The sequence below is a fragment of the Streptomyces sp. NPDC002564 genome (assembly GCF_042889645.1).
Taxonomy (GTDB): Bacteria; Actinomycetota; Actinomycetes; order Streptomycetales; family Streptomycetaceae; genus Streptomyces.
The window spans coordinates 1-20,436 of the sequence record NZ_JBIARE010000026.1; the positions used below are offsets into that span (position 1 = coordinate 1).

17 protein-coding genes are annotated in these 20,436 nt (G+C 72.5%); 2 read left to right on the forward strand and 15 right to left on the reverse strand.

The window, feature by feature from the left end; translation table 11 throughout:
• Positions 1 to 104: 104 nt before the first annotated feature.
• The 7 genes from ACFYXE_RS38230 to ACFYXE_RS38260 form a co-directional block, all read right to left on the reverse strand.
• Entirely contained in the window at positions 105 to 593 is a 489-nt protein-coding gene (locus tag ACFYXE_RS38230; protein WP_389321172.1) for a PhzA/PhzB family protein, read from the reverse strand.
• 292 nt (positions 594 to 885) lie between these two features.
• Positions 886 to 1,800 carry an aromatic prenyltransferase gene (locus ACFYXE_RS38235; protein WP_389321175.1) on the reverse strand — a complete coding sequence of 305 codons (915 nt, stop codon included), beginning with the start codon at positions 1,798 to 1,800 and terminating at the stop codon, positions 886 to 888.
• Between the two features lie 86 nt (positions 1,801 to 1,886).
• Positions 1,887 to 2,960, reverse strand: a complete 1,074-nt coding sequence (locus tag ACFYXE_RS38240; protein WP_361180878.1) for a methyltransferase — start codon at positions 2,958 to 2,960, stop codon at positions 1,887 to 1,889.
• A 200-nt stretch (positions 2,961 to 3,160) separates the two neighbouring features.
• Positions 3,161 to 4,063, reverse strand: a complete 903-nt coding sequence (locus tag ACFYXE_RS38245) for an aromatic prenyltransferase (RefSeq protein ID WP_389321179.1) — start codon at positions 4,061 to 4,063, stop codon at positions 3,161 to 3,163.
• Between the two features lie 580 nt (positions 4,064 to 4,643).
• Positions 4,644 to 6,359 (reverse strand): cytochrome bc complex cytochrome b subunit, encoded by a 1,716-nt coding sequence (locus ACFYXE_RS38250; protein WP_389321182.1) that lies wholly within the window; start codon positions 6,357 to 6,359, stop codon positions 4,644 to 4,646.
• A 441-nt stretch (positions 6,360 to 6,800) separates the two neighbouring features.
• Positions 6,801 to 8,330 carry an FAD-dependent oxidoreductase gene (locus tag ACFYXE_RS38255; RefSeq protein WP_389321185.1) on the reverse strand — a complete coding sequence of 510 codons (1,530 nt, stop codon included), beginning with the start codon at positions 8,328 to 8,330 and terminating at the stop codon, positions 6,801 to 6,803.
• A gap of 938 nt (positions 8,331 to 9,268) precedes the next feature.
• Positions 9,269 to 10,333: a polyprenyl synthetase family protein gene (locus ACFYXE_RS38260; protein WP_389321188.1), complete on the reverse strand. Its 1,065-nt coding sequence runs from the start codon at positions 10,331 to 10,333 to the stop codon at positions 9,269 to 9,271.
• Between the two features lie 797 nt (positions 10,334 to 11,130).
• Here ACFYXE_RS38260 and ACFYXE_RS38265 point away from each other — a divergent pair.
• Positions 11,131 to 11,757: a hypothetical protein gene (locus ACFYXE_RS38265; RefSeq protein WP_389321190.1), complete on the forward strand. Its 627-nt coding sequence runs from the start codon at positions 11,131 to 11,133 to the stop codon at positions 11,755 to 11,757.
• On the forward strand, positions 11,754 to 11,936 hold the full coding sequence (locus ACFYXE_RS38270; protein ID WP_361180483.1) for a hypothetical protein: 183 nt from the start codon (positions 11,754 to 11,756) through the stop codon (positions 11,934 to 11,936). The genes ACFYXE_RS38265 and ACFYXE_RS38270 overlap by 4 nt, the downstream gene beginning before the upstream one ends.
• Before the next feature lie 133 nt (positions 11,937 to 12,069).
• Here the strand turns inward: ACFYXE_RS38270 and ACFYXE_RS38275 are convergent, their stop codons facing one another.
• From ACFYXE_RS38275 to ACFYXE_RS38310, 8 genes are all read right to left on the reverse strand, one after another.
• A complete protein-coding gene (locus tag ACFYXE_RS38275; protein WP_389321192.1) occupies positions 12,070 to 13,509 on the reverse strand; it encodes an adenylosuccinate lyase family protein in 1,440 nt (479 codons plus the stop codon).
• Positions 13,499 to 15,481, reverse strand: a complete 1,983-nt coding sequence (locus ACFYXE_RS38280) for an FAD/NAD(P)-binding protein (RefSeq protein ID WP_389321194.1) — start codon at positions 15,479 to 15,481, stop codon at positions 13,499 to 13,501. Before ACFYXE_RS38280 ends, ACFYXE_RS38275 begins: the two co-directional genes overlap by 11 nt.
• A 391-nt stretch (positions 15,482 to 15,872) precedes the next feature.
• Positions 15,873 to 16,151, reverse strand: a complete 279-nt coding sequence (locus ACFYXE_RS38285) for a hypothetical protein (protein WP_389321196.1) — start codon at positions 16,149 to 16,151, stop codon at positions 15,873 to 15,875.
• 123 nt (positions 16,152 to 16,274) lie between these two features.
• Complete coding sequence (gene mvk, locus ACFYXE_RS38290; RefSeq protein WP_389321199.1) at positions 16,275 to 17,291, reverse strand: mevalonate kinase; 1,017 nt, start codon at positions 17,289 to 17,291, stop codon at positions 16,275 to 16,277.
• A gap of 403 nt (positions 17,292 to 17,694) precedes the next feature.
• On the reverse strand, positions 17,695 to 19,224 hold the full coding sequence (locus tag ACFYXE_RS38295; RefSeq protein ID WP_389321202.1) for an MFS transporter: 1,530 nt from the start codon (positions 19,222 to 19,224) through the stop codon (positions 17,695 to 17,697).
• Between the two features lie 200 nt (positions 19,225 to 19,424).
• A complete protein-coding gene (locus ACFYXE_RS38300) occupies positions 19,425 to 19,883 on the reverse strand; it encodes a hypothetical protein (RefSeq protein ID WP_389321205.1) in 459 nt (152 codons plus the stop codon).
• A 295-nt stretch (positions 19,884 to 20,178) separates the two neighbouring features.
• The gene (locus ACFYXE_RS38305; RefSeq protein ID WP_389321208.1) at positions 20,179 to 20,319 is read right to left on the reverse strand and encodes a hypothetical protein; all 141 of its coding nucleotides are present in this window, start codon (positions 20,317 to 20,319) and stop codon (positions 20,179 to 20,181) included.
• A 23-nt stretch (positions 20,320 to 20,342) separates the two neighbouring features.
• Positions 20,343 to 20,436 (reverse strand): adenosylhomocysteinase (locus ACFYXE_RS38310; protein WP_361180492.1); only part of this gene is annotated, 94 nt, incomplete at its 5' end.

Genomic DNA, 20,436 nt, shown 5'->3' on the forward strand with positions numbered 1-20,436 from the left:
CGACAGATCGCCCCAGTCCGGCTGCTGCAACGCCCCGCGGATACGAATCTCCCGTATAACGTCTTCCATGACGTACTCCGATCCAGCGGTAAAAAAGTGGGGGGTCAGGTAGGAATTCCGGTGCGCTTGATCTCCGGTACCGGAATGCCGAGGGCGCGCAGCTGCTGGAACGGATTCATGAACTCACGATTGCGCTTGATCTTTCCGTTCTCCAGCTCGAAGGAGTGCAGGAAGTGGTTCTCGTAGTAGCCCTCGGGGTAATCGCCGAAGAGAATCTTGCCGCGTCCGTCGCACTCCACCCAGATGTGATTGGGGTCCTGCGTCTCGAAAATCTGGATGTTGTACCACTCCCAGTCCGGGAAGCAGCCGAGGGACCATACCGCGTGCTCGGCGAGCCGGTCGCGGCCGACCGTCTCGACCGGCGAGCCGGTGTCCGTGGTCCACAGTCCGCCCCGGCCGTCCTCGGTGAACAGCTCGTGGCGGCGCAGCCGGTCCTGTCCGCGGGTGTGCATGTACTGCTCGACCGTGGCCCGGTTGGCCCGGCGCAGTTCGGTCTCGTCGGTAAATCCCCGGGCCGGAACGGATTCAGACATGGGTGTCCCCTTTACGAATAGCAGGCGTATGGGGGAACACATGTATGCATGGCAATCCCCCGTGTCGGCGTGAGCGATCTTGCCCGATTCGGCGGAGCAAAATCAACACCGTTTTGACGCTACACCAATGATTATTGTTTAACGTTCAACCGTAATGAGGGCATGCGGGTGCACGCACCGGCCCAACATGACGGAGCACCCCCTGGAGCAGCAGAAATACGGGGGCGGAAACAAAAAAGACCGGGCCCGGACGGATGTCCGGGCCCAGGCTTATTCCAGTGGAGCTCAAGCGTTATATCTCTTTGTTGTGGACCGCGCTGATCACTTTCCGCATCAGGGGCGAGAGCTGGTAGTACGGCCCGAGGTTGAGGTACTCCCCCTCGGGTGCCCACTTGACGGCCGCGATGACGATGGGCTCGCCCTGGTAGGCGCGCGGCGCGCTGCGCACGAACTCCTCGACCCGGGGCGTGATCGGCACGGGCAGTGCCGCCGGGTCGAAGCCGCGGTCCGGCGGCGGGGCGTAGCAGATCCGCTCGACGCCGTCGGTGTCCCAGCCCAGGGTGACGTAGATGCGGAACGAGCGCCGGGCGAAGGCGAGCATCTGCTCGTCCGGCTCGGGCAGGCCGATCTCGCGGTGCAGGGAGAGCACGTTCTGCGGTGCGCGGGCCTGCTCGGAGAGCTGGGCGAAGTACAGGTTGACCGTCCTGCGCCCGTAGTCGATGCCGATCATCGCGACGTCGGTCAGGCCGTGCCGCTCGAACAGGTCCGCGGTGGCGGCCAGCGCGGGCGGCATGCCGGGGGTGTCGGCGAGCTTGGAGACCGACTGCACGTCCTGCGGGAAGTGCGCGTAGATCTTGTTGAATCCGCCGACGACCCCGCCGTCGACGAGGTACTCGCTGATGGTGCACCGGCTCTGGATGCCGGAGAGCAGGCCGGCCACGGGGTGGTCCGTGGGGGCGATGAGCCCGCGCTCGACCGCCGTGGCGTAGGGGTCGCCGCTGCTGGTGGGCACCGTGACGGTGAAGTCGAGCTCCGCGGGGGAGCTTTCGCTGGTCGACACGCTGTAGACGACCCCGGCCTGCGCGAGACCGTCGGCGTACGCGCTCAGGATCGGGTGGACCTTCTCGCGCGAGAAGGGGACCCCGGCCAGCCGGGCCGATTCCTCGATGGCCGCGTACACGTCGTCGATCCCGGTGACTCCGGACATTTGTCCTCCATGTTCCGGTTGGCGCTTGTTCGCAGCAGGGGGCGGCGGCCTTGCCGGTCCGCGGCCCCCTGGGGGGGAGGGTGCGGTCAGGCGACCTTGGTGGCGCTGAGGATGGCCTGGACGGGGATGACGTCGCGCGGCACCTCGGCGGGGTCCTTGGTGATGGCCTGGGTGACCTTGAAGCCGCACTCCTCCAGCCAGCGCTGGTAGACGGAGATCTTCTGCGGGCCGCCCTGGCCCATGGTGCAGCCGATGAAGAAGGCCGGGAAGAAGTCGACGTTGTAGTTGTCGGTGTCCCGGATGTCCTCGGGGTAGACCGGCACCATGATGTGGACCTGGCCGCCCACGTCCAGGGACTTGTGCACGCCCTGGAGGATGGTGAAGACGTCGTCCTTGTCGAACATGTCGAGGAAGTGCTTGATCAGCACCGTGTTGAAGCCCTTGGGGATCTCGTCGAAGACGTTGCCGCCGATGAAGGAGCAGTGGTCCTGGACGCCGTGCGCCTTGAAGTTCTCCAGGCAGCGGGTCTCCTTGTCCGGCAGGTCGAAGGTGGTCACCTTCAGCCCGGGGGACGTCTTGTGCTGGTAGGTGTGGATCGCGCCCAGGCCGGTGTTGCCCGCGACGTCCAGGACCTGGGCGCCGGCGGGGATGTCGACGTTGGCGAAGAACCAGGGGTCGATGTTGGCGGTGACGTTGTTCATCAGCGTCAGCCAGGCGTCGTTGAGGTCGCTGTGGTCGGCCACCGCGTCGTACAGGGTGCCTTCCTGGGTGCCGTACAGCTCCTTGAGGCCCACGATGGTGCCGGTGCGGGCGCTGTCGGTGAGGTAGAAGAGCTGGCGCAGCGCCACGACCTTGATCATGTTCATGTAGGTGAGGGCGCGCTTGAGGTCGCTCTCGCTGACCTCGGCCAGCGCGTCCAGGCTGTAGCCGCCGCTCTCCTCGTCGTGGGCGACGAAGCCTTCCTTGACCATCAGGAAGAGGAGCTGCTCGACGGCGTCGGGCTTGGCGCCGGCGGCCTCGCCGAGCTGGTCGGCGGTCAGGCCCGGCTGCTCGCGCAGCGTGTCGATGATGCCGAGCTCGAAGACGGACAGCAGGCTCATGAACCGCGAGGGGCCGACCATGTATTCGCGAAAGCGCGCCAGAGTGGCTTCAGTTGACATTGCGCTGATCCCTTTCGAGTGGGGTTGTCTCCGCCATGGGTGCGCGCCGGGCAGGGCCGGGGACGCGGTGGCGAGCGCCGGGTGAGGGGCACGGGGGTGTGGGTGCGTACCTCACCGTTCGCGATGAGGTGTGATCGGTGGTGCCGTGCGGGCCGCCCGTGGCGGGGCGGCGGTGCGGCGGTCTGTTCGGCACGGCCCGCTCAGGCGGAACGGCCGCCGATGTAGGAGAGGTTGAGGCGGCTGTCGGTGCGCCACTGGTAGTAGGACTGGAGCTTGTAGTACTCCTCGCCGCCGGCGGTGACGGCGGCGTAGACCATCTTGGGCGAGTCGACGCCGTAGGGGACGGTCTTGAGGAACTGCTCGACCTTGCTGCCCAGGCGGGCGGAGAGCTCCAGCGGGTCGGCGGTCTTGACGCTGTAGGCGATCCGCTCGACCTTGAGGGAGTCCCAGTTCAGGGTGGTGTAGACGCCGAAGGCCTTGCCGCAGAAGTCGAGCATCTGCTCGCTGGGGTCGGGCAGGCCGATCTCGCGGTGCATCTCCAGGACGGTCTCGCGCGAGACGACCTCGGGCGAGGCGGCGAAGTACACGTTCATCGTCTTGCTGGCGTAGTCGACGCCGATCAGGTCGACCTTGTCGGCCAGGCCGTAGCGGGCGAAGAACTCCTCGGTGGCGCCCAGGCTGGGCGGCATGGTGGGGACCTCGGCCAGGTGCGCAAGGCTCTCGTGGCGGCCGCCGGGGAAGTACACCCAGATCTTCTTGAATCCGCCGAGGACGCCGAAGTCGACGCCGTAGCTGTCCACGGGGCAGTGCTTTTGCACGTCCTCGATCAGCGACTCGATGGGGTGGCCGGTCTGGGTGGTCAGCCCCTTCTCCACGGCCACGGCGTAGGGGTCGATGGTCCCGGGGACGGTGAAGCGGCAGTCGAACTCGCCCTCGTGGCGGGAGTTGGTGGCCACCCGGAAGGCGATCACGGCGTTGGGGAGCACGTCCTCGTACGCGGCCAGGATGGGCCAGACCTTGTCGCGCGCACAGGTGACGTCCAGCAGCCCGGCTGATTCCTCGACGGCTGCGTAGACGCCTGCCAGATCGGCGGTTCCCGACATCATTCCTCCATGGATGGATTTTCGGCGCCGGTGTGAACGGCGGCACATTGCGGGGCGGCGCACCGGCGGTCCGGCGTGCGGCCTTGCGTCCCCGGGCGCGGGACGCGGGCGGCCGGGCGGGGGTACGCGGGGTGGGGCGGGAGTGGGTGGAGCACGGTGGGCGCCGGGTCGGGACGGCGCGCGAGATCCGGCGCGAGCGCGGCCGGGGGGGCCGGGCGGCGCACGGGGGGTGGGGCGCGGGGGCGCCGGGTGTGCGGCGGCCCGGCGCGCGGCGGGCGGAATCCGGGGCCGGACAGCACGACTCCCCTGCGCCCGGCGGCTCCGCGCTCCGCACGGGAGGGGCACGCTTTTGGGCAGGGGAGGTCTGCAGAAATAGTGACACGGGTGGGGCCGGACACCAAGGGCCCTTCGAAGTGACGTGGGTCACTTCGGGCACGGTGGCGGGTCAACGGGCCGCGCGGGCACGGGGGTTGGGGCGGCGTGCACCCGGGTGGGCAGACGGGGGCGGCGCGGGTGACCCGTCCCCTGGTCACCCGCGCCGCTGTCCGTGCCCGGCGCGGGTGTCCGCGCCGTCCGTGGGTCAGTGCACCTGCTGGTCCGACTCGCGTCCCTCGACGGCGGGCCGGGCGCCCGGCACGTGCCCGCCCGGGCTGTGGTCCGCGCCCGCGGAGTGGTCCAGGTGTTCCAGGGCCTGGCGCATCTCCTGCGGGGTGGGGTTCGGGATCTGACCGCCGGTCAGCCAGCGGCTGAGGCGGTGGCGGACCATCTCCTTGCGGGAGCGGGGGTTGGGCACGCCGTCGCGGTCCTCGCGCACCGGGGCGGGCAGCGGCCGGGCGATCTCCCGGGAGAGCAGCATGTACTCCTGCTCGCGCTGCAGGCGTTCGTGGACCTCGACGAACTCGCCGTGCGGCAGGCGCTTGATGCGGCCGGTCTCGCGGCCGTGCAGGAGCTTGTCGCGGTCGCGGCGCTGCAGGCCGATGCAGATCCGCTTGGTGATGACGTAGGTCAGCGCCGGGACGACGAAGACGCCGACGCGCACGGCCCAGGTGATGGAGTTCATCGACAGGTGGAAGCGTTCGGCCAGGATGTCGTTGGCGCCGCCGAAGAAGAGCACCAGGTAGAAGGCGGCCAGCGAGGAGACGAACGCGGTGCGGGTGGGCTGCTCGCGGGGCCGGTCCAGCAGGTGGTGCTCGCGTTTGTCGCCGGTGATCCAGGCCTCGATGAAGGGCCAGAAGGCGGCGATGCCGATGAGCAGGGTGGGCAGGACGGCGGCCGGGATCAGCACACCCATGTTGACGGTGTAGCCGGCCAGGGAGAACTCCCAGGCGGGGAAGGCGCGCAGGGCTCCTTCCAGGAAGCCCATGTACCAGTCGGGCTGGGAGCCCTGGGAGATCTGGTCGGGCCGGTAGGGCCCGTACACCCACACCGCGTTGATCTGGGCGATGCCCGCCATCAGGGCCAGGACGCCGGAGACCAGGAAGAAGAAGCCGCCCGCCTTGGCCGCGTAGTGCGGCATCAGGGGCTGGCCGACGACGTTCTTCTGGGTGCGGCCGGGGCCGCGGAACTGGGTGTGCTTCTGGTAGACGACCAGGATCAGGTGGAGGGTGACCAGCGCCAGCATGATCCCGGGCAGCAGCAGGATGTGGAAGCTGTAGAAGCGCGGGATGACGTCGGTGCTGGGGAACTCGCCGCCGAACAGGAACATCGTCAGGTAGGTGCCCACCAGCGGGATGGCCAGGGTGACGCCTTCGGCGATGCGCAGGCCGGTGCCCGAGAGCAGGTCGTCGGGCAGCGAGTAGCCCAGGAAGCCCTCGAGGGTGACCAGGACCAGCAGCACCACGCCGATCAGCCAGTTCAGCTCGCGCGGCTTGCGGAAGGAGCCGGTCAGGAAGTGGCGCAGGGTGTGCGCCATCGTCGCGGCGATCATCGTCAGGGCGGCCCAGTGGTGCAGCTGGCGGATGAACAGGCCGCCGCGCACCTCGAAGCTGATCCGCAGGGTGGAGGCGTAGGCCTCCGACATCTGCACGCCCTGCAGCGGGACGTGCGGGCCCTCGTAGACGGTGTGGGCCATGCTCGGGTTGAAGAACATGGTCAGGTAGAGCCCGGTGAGGATCAGGATGATGAAGCTGTAGAGCGCGATCTCGCCGAACATGAACGACCAGTGCTCGGGGAAGACCTTGCGCATCAGGGTGCGCCATTGGTAGATCCCGAGCCGTCCGTCCGCCCAGTCGGCGATGCGTTCGCCCTGCGGCGCCTTGGTCCGCTCCCGCTGCGGTGCATCTTCGGTGATGCTCATGCCCGCGCGCCCTCCCCTTGCCGCTCAGCCGTCACAGGCACACCCGGGCCGGCCGGTGAACACGCGGCGGTGGGGGCGGCCTGCAGCGGCGCAAACGGGCCCGTGCCCTGAAGCGGAACGAACGCTATCGACACCCGAAGGGGCCGGACAACCGCTCTTGAGCCGGAATCCGGTCCCAACTCCAGTGTTTCTCGAGCGAGTTTCGAGTTTCCCCGCCGGGGGGCGGCCATTACGGCCTTCAACTGGGGGTATTTCGCAGATGAGTTACTGCCGCGCGCCCACATGTGGTCGCCCAAGTCGGCCTCTGCAGCGGGTAGTTGCTGCGCTCTTGTCATGCCCGAAGCCTATGTCCCGGCCATTTCCCGCCGACGGCCGCCTCCCCCCTTTTCCTATTCGGTCCTCGCGCCCTATTGCGCAGGGACCGGCGCAGGGCGGCGCATGTCAGGGGCGGCGGCGCTCGCCGGCCGGGGCGGGGGCCGGCCACGCCGCCGAGGAGCCGGTGGCCTGCAGGGCGGCGGAGCCGGTGGCCACGCCGATGGCGGGCGCCGCCGGGGCGGTGCGGCGGGGGCGGGCGTGCGGGCCGTGGGTGCGGCTGGGCGGGGCGGCGGGCCCGGGCGCGGCGGGCAGCGGCGGGCGCGGGCGGGGCACGCCGGCCAGCGGGCCGGCCGCCTGGAGGCGGGCGACCAGCTGGGTGGCGGCGTGCGGGTCGGTGGCCGCGGCGGCCGCGATGCGGGCCGTGTAGCGGCGGGCCAGGCGGGCGCGCAGGCCGGTGGGGGCGGCCGGGTCGGCGCCGGTGGTGCGCAGGTGGCGGGTGCTGGACTGCCAGGCGGGGGCCAGCTGGTGGGCCAGCGCGCGGCGCAGCCGGTAGCCCAGGCCGACCGTGGTGCCGTGCCCGGCCAGCACCTGGTCCAGGACCAGGGCGCCCTGTATGGCCTGGGTCATGCCCTGGCCGTGGGCGGGGTCCAGGAGGGCCAGGGCGTCGCCGGTGACGAGGAACTGGTCGGGCCAGCGGCGCAGTTTCTCGTAGTGGCGCCAGCGGTTCTCGGTGCGGTGGCAGGTGTAGAGGGGGCCCAGCGGGGTGGCGGCCTCGATGACGTCGTGCAGCAGCGGGTGGCGCAGGGCGCGGGCGGCGCGCAGCAGTCCGGCGTGGTCGGTGGGCGCCGGCTCGTCGGCGGCCGAGCACAGCGTGAGCGACCAGCGGCCGCCCTCGACGGGGTTGAGGATGCCCTGGCGGGGGTTGTCGGGCGAGGCCATGAGCAACAGGGCCTGCCAGTCGGCGACATGGCCCACGGGCGGGGCGTAGAGGGTGGAGACGTAGGTGCTGCGGGCCCGGGCCGTGCTCTGCCGGGGCGGTTCGTAGCCCAGTTCGGCCAGCCAGTGCGGGGCGCGGGAGTGGCGTCCGGAGGCGTCGACGACGAAGTCGGCGGGGATCAGGTGGCGGGGGCCCCAGCCGTCGTCGCTCTGCCGGTCCCGGGGGCGCACCCAGACGCCGGTGACGGTGTCGTGGCGGTCGGGGTGCAGGCCCACGACGTCGTGGCCGGACAGGAAGCGCACCCGGGCATCGGCGGCCAGGCGTGCGCGGACCACCGCGTCGATCAGGTCGCGGCCCGCGCTGAGCATCGACAGGCCCGAGTCGAAGCGGGGCAGCCAGCCCTGGGGGCCCAGCAGCAGCAGGTCCTGGGGCATGCGTACGCGGACCGCGCCGGCCCGGGTGAGGTCCTGGGCGATGCCGGGGAAGAGCTGTTCCAGGCCCTGCTGGGCGGTGGTCGTCAGGCTGTGGGTGTGCCGGGCCTGGGGCACGCCGCGGCGCCGGGCGGTGCCGGGCGCCGGGTGGTCGCGCTCGATGACGGTGACCCGGTCCATGGAGTTGGCCAGGGCGCGTGCGGCGGTGAGCCCGGCCAGGCCGGAGCCGATCACCACGGCGTGGCCGCGGCCCCGGCCCGCGTCGCCGACGCGTGCGTCCAGACTCATCTCGGCCGCCCTTCCGGTGCGCGTAGGTGGTTGCATCATGCGGCGTACGCCCCTCGGCGCGACGGCCTTTGCCCCACCTGCCCTGCCCCCACCGCCCGCTCCCCCGCGCCGCTCCCGGCCCGCCGAGGTCCGCCCCCGGCGACCGCGCCGGGCTCTGATGTGCCTGGTGGGGGCCGGTGCGCGGGCCCCCTGCCCGCGTGCGGCGCGGGGATGGGGGGGGCGGGCCGGGAGAGCCGGACGGTTCGAGCCGCTCTCGAGGCAGCCACGACGAGAGCTCCGGCGGACGTCGAGGGGCGGGGCGCGGCGGGCGCGGGGCGCCCGGGGGCGGGCGCGGCGGGCGCGGCGGGCGCGGCGGGCGCGGCGGGCGCGGGGGTGAACGGTACGCCAGTACAAGGGCGTTGCGCGCATCGGGACCGCGCGGTGCGGGTGAACGATAGACCGGCGTGCGGGTCTTGGGCACGTCAGGGCTGCGTGGTCCGGGCGAACGGTACGCCGGTGCGTGGGCGTTGGGCGCACTGCGGCCGCGCGGTGCGGGTGAACGACATTCCGATGCCGGGGCGTTGGGAGCGTCAGGGCTGCGCGGTGCGGGTGAGCGGTGCGCCCGGTACGCGGGTGCTGGCCTCACTGGGGCCGCGCGGTGCGGGCCGAACGGTACGCCGGTACGCGGGCGTTGGGCGCACCCGGACTGCGCGGTGGGGGCGAACGGTGCGCCGGGGCAGGGGCGTTGGGCGCGGCGGGGCGGGTGTCGGGTGGATGGTGTTGCCGGGCGCGGGAGGGGGCAGGGTCTCCTGCCCCCTCCCCTCCCCCGCTCCCCCTGCTCCCGGCTCCCTGCTCCCTGCTCCCTGCTCCCGGCTCCCGGCTCCCTGCCCTGGCCGGTGCCCGCCCGGGGGGGGGGGCGGGTGCCGGGCCGGGCAGGAGGGGTGCCCGTCTGGGGGGGATCAGGTCGTGCGGAAGGCCACCCGGGCGGCCATGGCCGCCAGTTCGCCGCGCCAGACGGGGTCGATGGGGACGTCGGCGATGGCTTCGCAGCCCTGCTCGACGAGGTCGCCGATGTGCTTTTCGACGTCGTCGGGGACGCCGGTGTCCAGCAGGCGCCGGCGTACTTCGTCGGGGGTATGGCCGGGGGTGGTGACCAGGTCGTGGATGCGGTCGTCGCGCTGCATGGCCCAGCCCAGCAGCAGGGTCATCTTGTGCTGGGCGAAGTCGAGTCCGGCGGGTTTTCCGGTGTCCGCGGAGTCGCCGAAGGCGTCCAGCAGGTCGTCGCGGAGCTGGAAGGCCTCGCCGACGGCTTCGCCGTACTTCTCGAAGGCGGGGGCCAGATCGGGGCGGCCGGCCGCGCCGGCGCCCACGACCAGGGGGCGGTGGATGGTGTAGTGGCCGGACTTGGCCAGGGCGATCCAGCGGGACAGGGCGGGGTCGACGCAGAACTCGGCGGCCGCGGTCATGTCCATGTACTGGCCGATCATGAGCTCGGAGCGCAGGGTGTTCCACACCGGGACCACCGCGGCCGGCGCCGCGGCCATCAGCTGCTCGGAGTAGACCAGCGCCAGGTCGCCGACCAAGACGGCCACGCCTTCGCCGAACCGGCGGGCCTCGCCCTGCCAGGCGTGCCGGGCGTGCAGGGCGGAGTGGTGCGCGTGGACGGTGGGTCTGCCGCGACGCTGGTCGGAGGCGTCGATGACGTCGTCGTGGATGAGGGCGGAGGCGTGCAGCATTTCCAGGGCGGCGGCGGCCGTCACGACCGCGGGGTCCCCGGGGTCGCCGTCGGCGGCGAGATACCCGGCGATGCAGAAGGCGGGGCGGATGCGTTTGCCGCCGGCCGCGACGAGATCGGTCAGGGCGGTGACGGCGCCGACCGCGCGGTCGTTCACCCCTGCCCATAACTCGTGTTCGGCGGAGAGGAAAGCACGCAGATGGTCTTCCATCCGCTGCAGCAGGTCCTCTCTGGTGCGCCGGGCCAAGGCGGTCAATTCCTGGTCCGTACCGATACAGGTCATTTCCATAGCCACTGCTTTTCCTTGCGTCGGGGGTGAGCGCGTCAGGCGGTAGCGCGAGGGGCGGTCCGGTGGGGCCGCCCTTCTCGTGGGGGGAGGAGGGGCTGGGGTGCGGCGCGGTTGCGCGGGCGGGCCCGGCGGGCGGGGCACGGGGTGCCGTGTTGGCGTGAACGTGCCGGTGGCGGGGGGTGCCGGGGGTGCGGGGGGCCGGGGGGTGTGAGCTGCGCGCGGGCGGGGGCGGGCGGCGGCGCGGGGGCGGCAGGGGGGCCGGGCGCGCCCGGGCGGGCCGCGGAGCGAATGGCCGTAAAGCGGGCGTCACACGGACCGGCCGGGGCCTGAAGAATCCTGGAGTTTCCCTTTAGAAAAGAGGAATCTAGAGTTCCCCTTTAGGGGGGATCGATTACGAAAAGAAAAATTTACATAGCCCTGGATTAACGCTCTCTTCCCGGCGGGGCGAGCGTTGACACCCCCCGACCGCTCGTGGAACTCTCCGAGGGCGCCCTTGGCCACGGCTGGGGCAGCACTGGGGATCTGGGCACCAACCGGGGGGATGGAACGCGCATGACAGCCGTATCCGCTGAGCACGTCAGGGCCTGCACTTGTCGGGCCGGATTTGAATCCTTCGCCGGAATTTCCTGACAGGACCGTTTCCTTCGGAACGGTGTCCTTCAGCGGCCCGCATATCTGGGGATCCGGCCATACCCCCCTCCCCCAGGGGCCATCGGTCATTATTCATTTCGGTGAACGGCACGGGGTTTTCTGCTCCTTGTCGTTTGCGGGGCGCGTCAGCTCATGAAGGAGATTCAATGGAGTTTCACTCATGCCCCAGGAACCATGCCCAGGAAATTCCCGTCGCGACTGGATCCGTCCTCTGCACCTCCTGCGTCGAGCAGCTGGCGCGTCACCTGCGCACCCTTCCCGGCCTCCACCAGGAAGGACTGCACCACATCCTGTCGACCTCCCGGCGGCGGAACCCGACGAAGGTGTCGGGCAGCCGGCGGCGGGACCCGCTCAATGTTTCCGCGCTGGATGCCAGGAACAATATTCTCGCCATCCTGGAGTCATGGTCCGGGTTTGTCGTGGAGAAGCTGGGGGCTGCCACCCCCGACCGTTCCGTGCCGCATCTCGCGTGCTTTCTGATTCTCAATCTGGAGTGGCTCGCCACTCAGCCTCCGGCTGCTGAATTCGCCGATGAAGTCGAGAGCCTCCACACGGAGTCGATGCGTGCCATCGATCCGGAGCCGGATGATCACAGTGCGCCCGTCATCGGGTGCGTCGTCGACGACTGTCCGGGCACGATCAATGCTTCGCCGCGGAATGCGAGGACCGCGGTGAAAGGAAGTGTCAGTTGTTCTTCCGGACATTCCTGGGAAATGCGCGAACTGCTTACCATCCGCCATCTCATGGACCGGCAAAGGAAGGACGCCGCATGAACCGACCGCCGCGCCACCGACTCGTTCCCACCAATGTGGCCGCTCTGGCCACGGGGGTGTCCGAGGCGACCATCCGTAAATGGGTGAGCCGGGGCAAGATAACGCGTTACGGCACGCCAGGACGCTCGGAGTTCGACATAGAGGAGCTCACCGAGATCGCGCTGCAGCGCCAGCGCTGACCTGTCCGCCGACCCGTCCGCCGCCGTGGCCGCGGGCCGGGATGCCGCCGCCGGCGGACCGCCCTTGTCGGGGGCGGTCCGCCGGCGGCGGCATCCGGGTGTCCGGCCGAAATCCCCCGGCCCGGGGCGGGGTTCAGGAGACGGAGGGGGCGGGCGGTCGGGGTGGGGCGGGCAGGGTGCGGGTCAGGGCACGCCGGGCCAGGGCCGCGGCGGCGCCGGTGTAGGCCTCGGGGTCGAAGAGGTCGCCGGTGTGGCCCTGGGCCAGGGCGGCGGCCACCCGTTCGTCCTTGCCCAGCAGGTCGGCCAGGGGCCGGCCGGTGCGGGCGGCCCGGGCGGAGGCCTCGTTGAGCAGGTCGCGTGCGGCGGCCTTGCCCAGCAGCGGGGCCAGGACGGCGGCGATCCGCTCGGAGACGATCTGCCCGCCGGTCAGTTCGGCATTCGCGCGCATCCGCCCGGGGTCCACCGACAGCTGGGTGGCCAGTTCGGCGGCCTGCTGGGCCGCTCCCCCGGCCAGCCGCAGCAGGGCGCGCAGCGGCTCCCATTCGGCGTGCCAGGCGCCGGCGGAGCGTTCGTCCTCGCTGAGCATGCAGCCCAGGACGCCGGCGGCGAGCTGGGGGGCCTGCAGGGCGGCGGAGCGGATGGCGGTGGCCAGGACGGGGTTGCGTTTGTGGGGCATCGCCGAGGACGCGCCGCGCCCGGCGGGGGCCGGTTCGTGGACCTCGCCGACCTCGGTGCGGGTCAGCGAGAGCACGTCGACGGCGATCTTGCCCAGGGCGGTGCAGGTGAACGCGGTGCCCTGGGCGAGGTCGGCGAGCGGGGTGCGCAGCACGTGCCAGGGCAGCAGCGGGGCGTGCAGGCCCAGTTCGGCGGCGAAGGCCTGGGTCAGGGCGGGGGCGTAGGTGTCGGGGTCGGCGCCCGGGGCGTGCTGGAGGTAGCCGGCCAGGGTGCCGGCGGCGCCGCCGAGCTGGACGGGCGCGGCGGCGGTGAAGGTGTCCAGGCGGTGCGCGGCGTCCAGGACCAGGTGGCGCCAGCCGGCCGCTTTGCAGCCGAAGGTGGTGGGCACCGCGTGCAGGGCCAGGGTGCGTCCGGCCATGAGGGTGTCCTGGTGTTCGCGGGCCAGGCCGGCCAGGGCCTGGGCGGTGCGGTCCAGGTCGGCGCGGACGGTGGCCAGGGCGCGGGCGGCGACCAGGACGGTGGCGGTGTCCAGGATGTCCTGGCTGGTGGAGCCGCGGTGCACGTAGGCGGCCGCGTCGGGGTCCTGGGCGGCGACCAGTGCGGTGAACTCGCGGACCAGGGCGACCACCGGATTGGCGGACTGGCGGGCCTGGGCCGCCAGGCGGGCCAGGTCCAGGTGTTCGGCGCGGGCCGCGCGGGTGATGATGCGGGCCGCGCTGTCGGGGACCGTGCCCAGGCGGGCCTGGGCACGGCTCAGGGCGGCCTCGGCGTCCAGCATGGCCTGCAGCCAGGCGCCGTCGCAGACCTGGTCGGCCACCACGGTGTCGGCCCACACCGGTGCCAGCAGGCCGGAGTCCAGGCGCGCCGGGCCGGGGGCCGGGGTGCGGTCAGTGGGCATGCGGGGCTCCTTGTGCGCTGGGCACGGCGTGCTCGGGGGTGTGTGTCCCGGCCGCGGCGGGCGCGGTGGGCGGGCGCGGGGCGGGGGTGGTGTCCAGGGCGGCGCGGGCGATGGCGTCGGCGTCGGTGAGGGTGACGGAGTTGACGCCGGGTCGGATGCCGGCCGCGGTCACCCAGTGCACCGCTTCGGTGGGCACGCCGAACGCGTAGCGGTGCGGGTGGGGGCGCCCGGCCGCGTCCAGCAGGCGGAAGGGCCGCCCGGTGACGGCCAGTCCGTCGGTCTCGTGGGGTTCTGGAGTGCGGGTGGGGATGCGGTAGGTGGTGCACTGGCCGCTGTCCAGCAGGTGGCGCAGGAGTGCGTCGTCGGTGCGGCGCAGGGTGATGGCGGGCAGCCGGGCCTCGACGACCGCCTGGACGTCCTGGACCGAGCCGGGCACCAGCGGGGAGTGGGCGGTGCAGCGGCCCTCGCGGATGTCCACGCGCAGGCCCGGGCCCAGGACGGACAGGACGCCGGCCTCGATCAGGGCGATCATCTCCTCGACGCGGCGGGCGGGCGGGCCGATGGAGAGGTGGGCGTTGAGCGGGGTGTACCAGCCGTCCAGGTCGGTGCGGTGGGAGTCGCCGTGCAGGCCGCCGTGGTCGACGAGCAGGCGGACCTCGTTGCGCAGGTCGCGCAGGACGTCCAGGGCCGCCTTGAGGGGGCCGGTGACGTTGCCGGCGCGGGCCTCGGTGACGTCCTGGCGCAGGTGGTCCAGGAGCCAGTGGGTGAAGTCGTGGCTGTCGGTGAACTCCCGGTCGCGGTAGGGGCGGGCCAGCAGGTCCCAGTCCCAGCGGTACTTCTCGCCGATGCCGTAGGAGGCCAGGACGGCGTCGCGCTGCTCGGGTGCGGCGGCCAGGTAGTCGGCCTGCAGCTGGTCGGCGCGGGTCCGGTGGCCGCGGGAGGTGAACACCGTGCGGTAGTAGACGGCTTCGACCTCGTGGGCGATCAGCGGCCACAGGTCGGTGCGGAAGTCCAGGCCGTCCGCTGCGTGGGTGCGGCGCAGTTCGGCGATGCGCCGGGGGGTGAGCAGCAGGGGTTCGTGGCGGCCGTGGGGGCCCTTCTCGTTCTCGCCGCGGGCCTGGTAGGGGATGCCGCGCCGGGAGCCGGCGTACAGGCGTGGTTCGTGGCCGGAGGGCTGGTAGGTGAGCCGGCCCGCGGTGCGGGTGAAGGTGCCGCCGCGGCCGGCGGTGAGCTGGGCCAGGTAGTCGAAGAAGTTCAGGCCCAGGCCGCGCAGCAGGACGCGCATGCCCGGGGTCAGGGCGTCCAGGTCGGTGTCGGCGGGGTTGGCCGGGGCGATGTGGTGCAGGCCCGCCCGGCGGGCGCGGGTGGCGAAGGCGTGTTCGGCGGCGTCGGGCCGGGCCGGCAGGTGGCCCTGGCACAGGATGACGGCGTCCAGGCCGGTCAGGCGGGTGCCGTCGGCCAGGGTGACGCTCTGGCGGGGGCCCTGGGCGGTGGGTTCCTCGTCCAGGGCGCGGGCCAGGGCGCGGTGGGTGGTGACGGTCACCGCGGGCGGTGCGCCCTCGACGATGTGCTCGAAGGCCCAGCGCAGGTAGTGGCCGTAGAAGGCGCGGGTGGGGTAGGTGTCGGGGCCCAGGGCGCGGGCCTGGTCCAGCACGGGTGCCGGGTGGCCGCCGGTGGTGGCCAGGGTGCGGGCCCATTCGTGGAGGCTGGGGCCGGGCTCCAGGGGGCCCTGCAGGTCGACGGTGGCGTCGGTGAACACCGATATCTGTCCGGCCACGGTGTTCATGAGCAGGTGGGGTGACTGGTCGGTGCGCCACACCTTGCCGGGGCCCGGCGGGTAGGGGTCGATCAGGTGGATGCGGACGGTGCTGCCGGGGGGCAGCAGGCGGGCGTTGGCGCACAGGCGCTCGAGTACGGACAGGCCGCGTGGTCCGGCACCTACCACGCACACCGTGCGGTGGCTCGCTGTCATGTCTACCGTTTCTGCTGGTCAGGCTGGAGGGGGCCGGGCCCTGCGGCCGGGCCGCCACGCGGGCGGCACGGCGGGGTCCCGGGAGCACCGGCGCGGGCCGCGGGCCCGGGGTGCTGCGGCGCGCCCGCCCTCTCCTGGTGGCCCCCTGCAGGGGTGCCCGGCCGGACCCGAGTGGGTCGGGGGCGCCGCGCAGGGGGCGCGCGTCTGCGGGGCGTGCCCGTGCGGCACACGGGACACGCAAGGACGCGCGGGGACATGCGGGAGAGGGGTGGCGGGGCGGGGTGGACGGGGCGGGCCGGGGCCGGGGCGCCGGTGGGATCCGGCGCGGGGCGTTCCTGGCGTGCCCGGGGTGGCGTCCGTCAGCCGCTGTCGCGGGGCGGACGGTATCCGTTCACCATGCGGACAGGGCGAGCCCTGCGGCCATGCCGCCTCCCAAGCCTGCCGGCGGGCGGGGTGCGCCCGGTGGCCGGGTGTCGGTGCGGGCGGCCCCCTCGCGCGCGGGCGGGTGGGGGGCCGCTGGGGTGGTGCCGTCGTGCCGTGGCGTGCGGTGCGCCCGGGTGCCGCGGAGCTCCCGGCTCGACCGGGCGGCCCGGTGGCGGGCGGCCCGGTCCGGGGAGAGGACACGGCCGGGGGCGAGGGCGCCCGTGGCGGGGTCGGTGCTGGTGTTCATGCGCCTGCTCCTCTCGTCGTCTCGACTCGCGCGTAGGCGGGGGGTGTTGCCGCCCGGGGCCGGCGGGTGGTCCGGTCCGGCGTGGCGGAGGGGCCCGCCGGGCGGGCCGGGGGTGGGGCGGGGTCAGGCGCGGGTGGTCAGCGGCAGGACCCAGGTCTGGACGGCGCCGGCCTCGTGGAGGCGGCGGGTGACGGCGCCGGCCTGGTCGGAGCGGGTCAGTGCGATCATGCAGCCGCCCAGGCCGCCGCCGGTGATCTTGGCGCCGAGGCTGCCGGCGTCCAGGGCGGCCCGGACCAGGGTGTCGATGCGTGCCGTGCTCAGTCCCGCGGTGCGCAGCAGCTGGTGATAGGCGCTCAGGTGGGGGCCGAGGTCTTCGGGGCGGGTGGCGGCCAGGGCCCGGCGGGCGGCGCCGGTCAGTTCGCCGGCGCGGGCCAGGAAGTCCTCCCGGGCGCCGGCCTGTTGGCCGAAGCGGTCGCGCAGCAGGGCGACGGCGTCCTTGGTGCGGCCGACCTCGCCGCTGTCGGCGATGATGAACAGTCCTTCGCAGCCGATGGGCAGTTCCTGGGCGCGGCCCTGCTGGAAGAGCAGCGGGCCCGGTGCGCCGACGGCGGTGGCGTCGACGCCGCTGGCGCGGCCGTGGGCCACGTTCTCGGCGCTCTGCACCAGGTCGAAGACGGCCTGTTCGCCGATCTCGCGGTCGAAGAGGTCGGCCAGGGCCAGCACGACGGCCCGCGCGCAGGCGGCGCTGGAGCCAAGGCCGCGGCCCGGCGGGATGGCGCAGTCCAGGACGACGTCCAGGTGCAGGTCCTCGGCGATGTCGTGGGTGGTGCGGAACTCCCGGGTGAGCAGGCGCAGTCCGTCCGAGGCCTGGGTGGCCACCGGGCGGGAGGGGGACCCGGTCATCGTCAGGGTCACCTCGCCTTCCTCGCCCAGGGCCTTGGCGGACCAGCCGGCGCTTGCGGTGACCGCCAGTTGGGGCACCGGCAGGGCCAGGGCGGGCGCGCCGTAGACCACGGCGTGCTCCCCCACCAGGATGGTCTTGGCGTGGGCGCGGCCGACGCCGACCGTGCGGGCCCGGCGGGGGTGTGCCGTGGTGGGGGCCGGGGCCGGCGTGCTGAGCTCTCCTTGTCGTTTCTGCATGGAGTTCGCATCATCCAGACGTCGGGGAGGGAGGGGCGGGCGGAGCACGAGGGGCAAACGCGTAACGCGCGCACGACGGCCCCTGGCCGTCCGGTGCGCGCGTCGTCAGTGGTGGGCCCCTTCCGCGGCCGCGGCGCGAGGGGCGCGGTTCCGGCGGGGATAGGGGGCTGTGCTGCCCGGGCGGTGGTGCTGCTTTCGGGCAGGGTGGATGCCCTGGAATAGTGACACGTTCGCCGGCGCTGCGCCTAGAGCGCCCGGAAGTGGTGTGAATCACTCCGCCGTGGGAACTTTTTGCCGGTCAACCGGGGTGCGGGGCAGGCGAGTTGGCGCCGGAGGGCACAGAGCACCGCCCCCGCGCCGGAGGGCGCGGGGGCGGTGCTGTGTGGTGCGGTTCAGCGGGTGTTCACGAGGAGACGCCGGTGGGGGCGGGCTTGTTCTCGGTGCCCGCTTCCTCGGCCTCGGCCTCGGCGAGCACGTTGCGCGGGGTGGCGTCGACCTTCTGCATCACCAGGACGACCAGGACGGCCGCGACGGCCACCAGGATGGCGCCCACACGGAAGGCCCGGGCGGCTCCGTCGGACTGGGCGATGGTGGGCAGCACGCCGTCGCCGATGTGGTCGGTGGTGTAGCGGATGGCCAGCGGCACCAGGGTGGCCAGGCCGAGCGCGCCGCCGATCTGCTGCATCGCGGTCTGGACGCCGGAGGCCAGGCCGGAGTCCTTGCCGGTGACCTGGTGCAGGGCGCCGTTGACCAGGGCGGGGTAGCACATGGCGCTGAAGATGCCGAAGACGAGCATGCCGGGCAGGACGCCGCCGACGTAGGAGGAGTCGGACTCCAGGGTGGAGGCGACGAGCAGGCCCGCGGCGGCGCCGCCGAAGCCGATGGCCAGGACCGCCTTGACGCCGATGCGGGGCATCAGGGCCGAGGCCGCGCCCATGCCGGCGCCCATCGCGAAGGCCAGCGGCACCACGGCCATGCCGGACTTGATCGGCGAGTAGAGCAGGACCTTCTGCATGTAGAGGATCAGCAGGAAGGCGTAGCAGTGGAAGCTGGCCAGCAGGGCCAGGGTGACCACGTTGGAGGTGACGCGGGTGCGGTTGGTGAAGAAGCGGATGGGCACCATCGGGTCGGAGACGCGGGTCTCCCAGATCGCGGCGAGGATCAGCACGCCGATGCCGGCCAGCAGCGGGACCAGCACGGTGGAGGAGCCCCACGCGTGGTCGGCGGCCTTGATCAGGCCGTAGACGATGGCGACGAGGCCGCCGGTGATGCTGACGGCGCCCACGAAGTCGACGCTGCGGCCCTCGCGCTCCATGCGGCTCTCGGGCATGACCTTGGGCACCAGGATGAGCGCGGCGACGGCGATGGGGATGTTGATGTAGAAGATCCAGCGCCAGTCGACGTACTCGGTCAGCGCGCCGGAGACGACGGAGCCGATCACGCCGCCCAGGGCCGCGGTGCCGCCCCACACGCCCAGGGCCTTCATCCGCTCACGGGCGTCGGGGAAGAGTACGGGGATCATGCCGAGCGCGGCCGGGCCGCACAGTGCTTCGCCCAGGCCCTGTACGAAGCGGCTGGAGACGAGCATTCCGGAGGACACCGCGGCGCCGCAGGTGGCGGAGGCGACGCCGAAGAAGATCACGCCGATCATGAAGATCCTGCGGCGGCCGTACATGTCGGCCAGCCGGCCGCCCAGCAGCAGGAATCCGCCGGCCATCAGCACGTAGCCGTTGAGCACCCAGGCGAGGTCGCCGTCGGTGCTGAACGTCAGGTCCTGCCTGATCTCGGGGAGAGCGACGAGCACGATCGTGACGTCCATGACGAGCATGAACTGGATCGCGGCCAGAATGCCCAGTGCTTTCCATCGCCGCGGGTCGGAAGCGGCGACGGCGTCATCCGCTCCGCCCGTGGACTCTTTGTCGAGAGTACTCATGGCCTGATTACTTCCTCCGAATAAAGTGCGACCCAAGAAGGCCGTCCGCGCGGACATTCCGGCCTGCGCCGGTGAGTCGTCCGCCCCGCGGATCACGGGCTCGCGTCCGTCTCATCCAGTACGACGAAATGGCCCGCCGGAATGTGAGGGGAAAAGGTCGCGCTCCGGGTCGCCGAGCGATTGGGGGGCGTGGGGCGGCGCTAGCCGACCAGGTAGCGCTGGATGGTGGGCGAGACCAGGGCGACGACCTCGTCGACCGAGGCCGAGGCGATCGGCTCGAGCTTGACGACGTAGCGCAGCACGGCCACGCCCCACACCTGCGCCTGGGCGGCGTTGATGTTCATGGGCGGCACGCCGAGCGCCTTGGCGACCTCGTCGAAGTCCTTGACGGGCTCGTCCAGGGAGGCCGCGAGCTGGCGGAAGATCTGGTGGGACATGAAGTCGCGCATCTGTGCCGCGCCTTCCTCGCCCGCGAACACGGCGCTGAAGGCGCCCAGGAGCTGGGGGCGGGCCTGCGGGTCCTCCCACCGGGACAGGGCGGCCCGCAGCAGGCTCTCGGCCAGCTGGGCGCGCTCTCCGGTCAGCGACGCCGCCCCGGCCTCGGCCAGTGCGTCCCCGATGTCGGACAGGGCGGTCGAGCCCTGGGGGGCGTGGGACATCTCTCCTCCTTGTGGAACAGGGGCCGGCGCTCGGGCGCCTGGCCTCTGGTGCTGTGCTGGTGGGGTGGTGCGGGCGGGGTGCCGGGGGCCCCGGTGTGCGGGGGTGCGGCGCGGGGACGGGCGGTGCGGGCCCGGGGGGTGGGGGGCGCTGGGCGTATCGTCGCCCATCCCCGCTCAGATCCTGCTTGACGGCTGCTGGAGGCCCGCGCGCAGGGGGCGGGGTCCGGCCCGCCGCAGGGGGCGGACGGCCCGTCAGGGGGCGTACCGGCGCTGCTTTCTGACGTGTTGTCAGCTCTCAGTCGATGCCGCGGACGAGGTGGGGTTCCCAGGTGTCGTCCTCGTCGATGCCGGCGAGCCGCAGCGGCGGGATCCCGGCCGGCAGGGGAACACGTGCGTCGCGGGCCGGGCCGGTGTCCTCCTCGTGGGTGTCGTGCACCTGGTCCTCCTGCTCGTGGTCGGTCAGTAGCGGTAGTGGTCCGGCTTGTAGGGGCCCTGGACCTCGACGCCGATGTAGGACGCCTGCTCGGGGCGCAGCGTGGTCAGCTTGACGCCC